Origin of the sequence: Pseudomonas sp. (assembly GCF_050739935.1) — a bacterium.
Lineage (GTDB): Bacteria > Pseudomonadota > Gammaproteobacteria > Pseudomonadales > Pseudomonadaceae > Aquipseudomonas.
In genome coordinates this window covers 20,983-27,780 of the sequence record NZ_JBOICF010000083.1, presented here as the reverse complement: position 1 = coordinate 27,780, position 6,798 = coordinate 20,983, and the positions used below count along the sequence as shown (strand labels likewise).

Annotated in this window: 4 protein-coding genes; all 4 read left to right on the top strand. The window is 56.6% G+C overall.

The genetic code is table 11. The features are described 5' to 3' along the window. Nucleotides 1–380 precede the first annotated feature (380 nt). The 4 genes from ACRER8_RS16580 to ACRER8_RS16565 all read left to right on the top strand — a co-directional run bounded on the left by ACRER8_RS16580 (nt 381) and on the right by ACRER8_RS16565 (nt 6,787). Complete coding sequence (locus tag ACRER8_RS16580; protein WP_431747309.1) at nt 381–1,097, top strand: SIMPL domain-containing protein; 717 nt, start codon at nt 381–383, stop codon at nt 1,095–1,097. A gap of 239 nt (nt 1,098–1,336) precedes the next feature. Continuing rightward, nucleotides 1,337–2,935, top strand: coding sequence for an ABC transporter substrate-binding protein (locus ACRER8_RS16575; RefSeq protein WP_431747308.1), 1,599 nt, complete (start codon nt 1,337–1,339; stop codon nt 2,933–2,935). Nucleotides 2,936–3,219: 284 nt separating this feature from the next. Beyond that, nucleotides 3,220–4,848 (top strand): ABC transporter substrate-binding protein, encoded by a 1,629-nt coding sequence (locus ACRER8_RS16570; RefSeq protein ID WP_431747307.1) that lies wholly within the window; start codon nt 3,220–3,222, stop codon nt 4,846–4,848. A gap of 337 nt (nt 4,849–5,185) precedes the next feature. Then, a complete protein-coding gene (locus ACRER8_RS16565) occupies nt 5,186–6,787 on the top strand; it encodes an ABC transporter substrate-binding protein (protein WP_431747306.1) in 1,602 nt (533 codons plus the stop codon). The last annotated feature ends 11 nt before the right edge of the window (nt 6,788–6,798 follow it).

The window sequence follows — 6,798 nt, the reverse complement described above, 5'->3', positions numbered from 1 at the left end:
CCGGCATGCTGCAGATCCTGTAGGAGACGTCGGAGGTTACGACGGCAGCGAATGCGGTGGGTCAGTGGCATATGAGTCGCATGACACCCCGCGTTCGCCAGCAAGCCGGCGCCTACAAGGGGGGCGCGCATGTGCATACCCACTCCGGCATGCTGCAGATCCTGTAGGAGACGTCGGAGGTTACGACGGCAGCGAATGCGGTGGGTCAGTGGCACATAAATCGCCTGACACCCCGCGTTCGCCGGCAAGCCGGCGCCTACAAATGAAAAGGTAATTCCGCTGCGGCTCCGGAACAAGATCCTGGGATAACAGTCTGAAGGGCATCCGTCCGACGGCACCTCCACCATGCGTCGAACGGCTCGCCAAACAAGGAGTTTTACATGTTCAGCCTTCGCCCCACCGCCACACTGCTCACCCTTGGCGCCGCCACGCTGGCCAGCGCCTGCGTCATGGCCGAAGACGTTCATTACAATCAGGTGTCCGTGCGCGCCGAGGTCAACCAGGAAGTCCAGCGCGACCTGATGACTGTCACCGTGTACACCGAATCGCAGAATACCGACCCTGCAAAACTGGCCGCCGAAGTCACCGAAACCCTCAACAAGGCACTGGGCCAGGCACGGCAGGTCAAGGAAGTGACCATCCGCCAGGGCAGCCGTAACAGCTACCCGATCTACGACGACAAAGGTCAGAAGATCACCGGTTGGCGTGAGCGCGCCGAACTGCGTCTGGAGAGCCCCGATTTTGCTGCCCTGTCCAAACTGACCGGGGAGCTGCTGGGCAGCGACATGAAAATGGGCGGCATGGACTTCTCCATTTCCAATCCGGCGCGCAAAGCCAGCGAAGACACGCTGCTGAAAAACGCTGTCACCGCCTTCAAGGCCCGGGCACAGCTGGTCACCGAGGCACTCGGCGGCAGCGGTTATAAAGTGGTCAACCTCAACCTAAATACTTCGGGTTACCCGCAGCCTTACATGCGCGCGCCGGTCATGATGATGAAAGCCGCTCGCGCCGATGCGGCGCCCACACCCGATGTCGAAGCCGGCACCAGCCAGGTCAGCGTCACCGCCGATGGCACGATCGAAGTCGCCATTCCCTGATCAAGCGCAGCGCCAGGCATGGCCTGGCGCTGCTGCTCTCTTTTCGCCTGCACATCGCCTGCACAGGTAGCATTCCAGCTATCGCCAACCGAGCCTTGGAATGCCTGTCTACAGGCTTTGAGGTCGATCCAATCGATCTAATGGTTTTCTTGTCGGATCTCTCCACCCTGCGGCATTCTGCGCTGTCTATCATCACACGATGATTTCAGGCATGAATGCCGCATTTGTACGAGGTTCACATGGAGAAAACCTTCAAACCCCTGCTTCTGGCTGCTGCGATGGCGCTTTGTGTGCCCTCGGCGCAGGCTGCCAGCACCTTGGTGTATTGCTCCGAAGCAAGCCCCGCGGGCTTCGACCCCAGTCAGTACACCAGCGGCACCGAGTTCGACGCCTCAGCTGAAACCGTCTTCAACCGTCTCACACAATTCAAGCGTGGCGGTACGGAAGTCGAGCCGGGTCTGGCTAGCCAATGGGAGGTTTCCGACGATGGCCTCACCTACACCTTCCATCTGCGCAAAGGGGTGAAATTCCATACCACCGACTACTTCAAGCCAACCCGCGAATTCAACGCTGACGACGTGCTGTTCACCTTCAATCGTCTGCTCAATGCCGACGATCCATTCCGCAAGGCTTACCCGTCTGAGTCGCCCTACTTCACCGACATGGACATGAACAAAACCATCAAACAGGTGGAGAAGGTCGACGAGCAGACTGTCAGGTTTCATCTGAATAACATCGACGCCGCGTTCATCCAGAACCTGGCGATGAGCTTCGCTTCCATTCAGTCTGCGGAGTACGCCGGGCAGTTGCTCAAGCAAGGCAAGGCCGAAGAGATCAACCAGAAGCCCATCGGCACGGGTCCGTTCGTGTTCAAGCGCTATCAGAAAGACGCGCAGATCCGCTTCGTCGGCAACAAGGACTACTGGAAACCGGAGGATGTGAAGCTCGACAACCTGATCTTCTCGATCAACACCGATGCCGCCACCCGCCTGCAGAAACTCAAGACCGGCGAATGCCAGATCAGCGGCTATCCGCGGCCGCAGGACATCGAAGAAGCCCAGAAAGATCCGAACCTGAAGGTATTGAGTCAGCCGGGTTTCAACCTCGGCTTCCTCGCGTACAACGTGACCCATCCGCCGCTGGATCAACTCAAAGTGCGTCAGGCATTGGACATGGCCATCGACAAGCCTGCGATCATCAAGGCGGTGTACCAGGGCGCCGGTCAGCTGGCGCAAAACGCCCTGCCACCTGCGCAATGGGGCTATGACCCGAATATCAAGGACGCGCCCTATGATCCCGAAAAAGCCAAACAGCTGCTCAAAGAAGCGGGCGTTGCGTCGGGCACGCAGATCAACCTGTGGGCGATGACCGTGCAACGCGCTTCTAACCCGAACGCGCGAATGTCAGCGCAAATGATTCAGTCCGACTGGGCGAAGATCGGCATCAAGGCCAACATCGTCAGTTACGAGTGGGGCGAGTACATCAAACGCGCCAAGGCTGGCGAACACGATGTGATGATCTATGGTTGGACGGGTGACAACGGGGATCCGGACAACTGGCTCGGCGTGCTTTACAGCTGCGCGGCGGTAAAGGGCAGCAACTATGCGCAATGGTGCAATCCGAGCTACGACAAGCTGGTGACCCAGGCCAAGCTGACCAGCAACCGTGATGAGCGGATAAAGCTGTATCAGCAGGCGCAGAACATTTTGAAAAACGACGTGCCGATCACCCCGATCGCCAACTCCAAGGTGTTCCAGCCCATGCGCAAGGAGGTGCAGGACTTCAAACTCAGCCCGTTCGGCCTGACGCCCTTCTATGGCGTGAGCATGGCCAAATAGCACCATCAGAAAGCAACAGCCGAGTAACACTTGCGATACAAACGGGTGCATTCGCCACTTCGCGACGCACCCTAAAAGCGCAACAAAGATACCGATATGCGACACGCAAACGTTCAACAGCGTCAAAAATTATACTTTTGCGACATTCGTGTACGTTCGTGCCACTCTTTGACACTTGTTTGGCGCCACCATCTTGCTTTGGGTATGGCGCCTGCATAAGTATCCGCGGGGCCGACCCACAAGGTCGTACCCTCATCCAAAAAATGACAACAACTGAGGCCACCATGCTCAAAAAAGCGGTCATTCCGTTTCTACTCGGCGCAGGTTTGATCGCCAGCGCTCCCTTCGCTCATGCAGCATCGAATCTGGTGTTCTGCTCCGAAGGCAGCCCCGCTGGTTTCGACCCAGGTCAATACACCACCGGCACCGACTTCGACGCTTCGGCCGAGACCGTTTTCAACCGTCTGAGCCAGTTCGAACGTGGCGGTACCGCCGTTATTCCAGGCCTTGCCACCAGCTGGGACGTAAGCCCGGACGGCCTGACCTATACCTTCCACCTGCGTGAAGGTGTCAAGTTCCACACCACGCCGTACTTCAAACCGACCCGTACCTTCAATGCCGACGACGTGCTGTTCACGTTCAACCGCATGATCAACAAGGACGACCCGTTCCGTAAGGCGTACCCAACCGAATTCCCGTACTTCACCGACATGGCGATGGACACCAACATCACCAAGATCGAGAAGGTCGACGATCACACCGTCAAGATGACCCTGGGTGTGGTTGACGCCGCGTTCATCCAGAACCTGGCCATGAGCTTCGCTTCCATTCAGTCCGCTGAATACGCAGCCCAGTTGCTCAAGCAAGGCAAGCCTGAAGACATCAACCAGAAGCCTATCGGCACTGGTCCTTTTGTGTTCAAGAGCTACCAGAAAGACTCCAACATCCGTTTCACCGGAAACAAGGATTACTGGAAGCCTGAAGACGTCAAAGTCGACAACCTGATTTTCGCCATCACCACCGACGCTTCGGTTCGTGCACAGAAGCTGAAGAAAGGCGAGTGCCAGATCACCGCTTATCCGCGTCCCGCCGACCTCGCGCCGCTGAAGGCCGACCCTGCGTTGAAGATGCCTGATCAGGCGGGCTTCAACCTGGGTTACATCGCCTACAACGTGATGCCGACCATCAAGGGCGACAGCAAGCCGAACCCACTGTCGAAGCTGGAAGTTCGTCAGGCCCTGGACATGGCTGTCGACAAGAAAGCCATCATCGACGCGGTGTATCAAGGCGCGGGCCAACTGGCCGTCAACGCCATGCCGCCGACCCAGTGGTCTTATGACACCACCATCAAGGACGCACCGTACGACATCGCCAAGGCCAAGGAACTGCTGAAAAAGGCAGGCGTGGCGGAAGGCACTGAAATCACCCTGTGGGCGATGCCGGTTCAACGTCCGTACAACCCGAACGCCAAACTGATGGCCGAGATGCTCCAGAACGACTGGAAGAAGATCGGCATCAACGCCAAGATCGTCTCCTACGAGTGGGGCGAGTACATCAAGCGCGCCAAAGCTGGTGAAAACGGCGCAATGCTGATTGGCTGGAGCGGTGACAACGGTGACCCGGACAACTGGCTGGGCACCCTGTTCGGCTGCGACGCGGTCAACGGCAACAACTTTGCCAAGTGGTGTGACCAGCCGTTCGACAAGCTGATCCACGAAGCCAAGGAAACCACTGACCAGGCCAAGCGCACCGAGCTGTACAAACAGGCTCAGCACTTGCTCAAGGATGCCGTCCCAATGACTCCGATCGCACACTCGACTGTTTACCAGCCGATGCGCAAGGAAGTTCAGGACTTCAAGATCAGCCCATTCGGTCTGAACTCGTTCTACGGCGTGAGCGTCAGCGGTAAGTAATACTTTTTTCTGACTTAACGGTCGCGTTACCTTCGGGTATCGCGACCGCGTCGTTATGTGTTTGATTCATGGATGCAAGTAAATATCGTTAGATAAGTAAATCTGCGACAGCGAGAATTTGCCTACTGATGAGATTCACTTTTCCTACAACATTTTAAGCAATCAGAAGTATTTACTGTACGGCTTGACGGACATACCGTTTCAAGTTCCCGCATCTGATATTTGTCGTACATCTATCGGTCGGGTTTCCTGATCGGAATACCTCTTTGCGCAAACGATTGCGACGGTTTTCCGACTATTTCAAGGGTGCGTCACGCTTCAGACGATAAGGATTGTCATGCGTAAACACATTGTCGTGAGTTCGCTGCTAACTGCTGGGCTATTAGCCACTATTTCGGCGACCCAAGCTGCTACCAAAAGTCTGGTCTTCTGTTCCGAGGGCAGTCCTGCCGGCTTCGATATCGCCCAATACACATCGGGCACCGATAACGATGCAGCCGAGCCCATCTACAACCGCCTGGCCGAGTTCGAACGTGGCCAGACCAGTGTGGTACCTGCCCTGGCCACCCGTTGGGACATATCCCCGGACGGCCTGAACTACACCTTCCATTTACGTGAAGGGGTGAAATTCCACAGCAACAAAGTCTTCACACCGACCCGCGATTTCAATGCCGACGATGTGCTATTCACCTTTAACCGCATGCTGCAAAAAGATCATCCGTTTCGAGTCGCGTATCCGACAGAGTTCCCCTACATCAGCAGCATGGGGCTGGACAAGAACATCAAGTCCGTCGAAAAAACCGGCCCAATGACAGTTGTATTTTCCCTGAACAAAGTAGATGCGGCATTTATTCAGAATATAGCGATGAACTTCGCGTCAATTCTCTCCGCTGAATATGCTGACAAACTGATGGCATCTGGCAACGTTCGTGAAATAAACCAATCCCCCATTGGAACCGGACCCTTCGTTTTTCAGCGTTATCAGAAAGATTCGCAGATCCGTTATGTCGCCAACAAACAGTTCTGGGACCCAAGTCGGGTAAAGATCGACCAACTGATCTACGCCATCAATATCGACGCGTCCGTGCGCGTGCAGAAACTCAAGAAGAACGAATGCCAGGTCACCCTCAATCCGCGCCCGGCCGACATTGAGTCGATCAAGGCCGATAAACAACTGAAAGTGGTCGAGGAGCCCGGTTTCAACCTCGGCTACATCTCCTACAACGTGCGTCACGCGCCACTGGATAACCTGCAGGTACGTCAGGCGCTGGACATGGCGGTCGACAAGAAGGCCATCATCGACGCTGTGTATCAAGGTGCAGGCCAACTGGCACAGAACGCCATGCCGCCGACCCAATGGTCTTATGACGACACCGTCAAGGACGCGGCTTACAACCCCGAGAAAGCCCGCGAGTTGCTACGCGCGGCCGGCGTCAAGGAAGGCACCGAACTGACACTCTGGGCCATGCCCGTACAGCGTCCCTACAACCCCAACGCCAAGCTGATGGCGCAGATGCTCCAGGCGGACTGGGCCAAGGTTGGAATCAAGGCCACCATCGTCAGTTACGAGTGGGGCGAGTACCTCAAGCGCAGCAAAAACGGCGAGCACGATATCTCGCTGATCGGCTGGACCGGCGACAACGGTGATCCGGACAACTGGCTCGGCACCCTCTACAGCTGCGCGTCCATCGGCGGCAACAACTATTCGATGTGGTGCGACGAGAAATACGACGCGCTGATCAAGGCCGCCGTCTCCACAGCCGACAAAGACCAGCGCATCAGCCTGTACAAGCAGGCCCAGCACTACCTCAAGAGTCAGGTGCCGATTACGCCGATTGCCCACTCGACCGTCATCCAGCCGTTGCGCGCCGAGGTCGAGGGCTTCGAAGTGAGCCCCTTCGGTCGCAACAACTTCTCGGGCGTCAGCATCGCCAGATAAACCCGCACAAC

What these genes read in the sequence shown, in the direction of transcription:
- ACRER8_RS16570 (WP_431747307.1), top strand. Translation starts at nt 3,220, where the DNA reads ATGCTCAAAAAAGCGGTCATTCCGTTTCTACTCGGCGCAGGTTTGATC.
- ACRER8_RS16565 (WP_431747306.1), top strand. Translation starts at nt 5,186, where the DNA reads ATGCGTAAACACATTGTCGTGAGTTCGCTGCTAACTGCTGGGCTATTA.
- ACRER8_RS16580 (WP_431747309.1), top strand. Translation starts at nt 381, where the DNA reads ATGTTCAGCCTTCGCCCCACCGCCACACTGCTCACCCTTGGCGCCGCC.
- ACRER8_RS16575 (WP_431747308.1), top strand. Translation starts at nt 1,337, where the DNA reads ATGGAGAAAACCTTCAAACCCCTGCTTCTGGCTGCTGCGATGGCGCTT.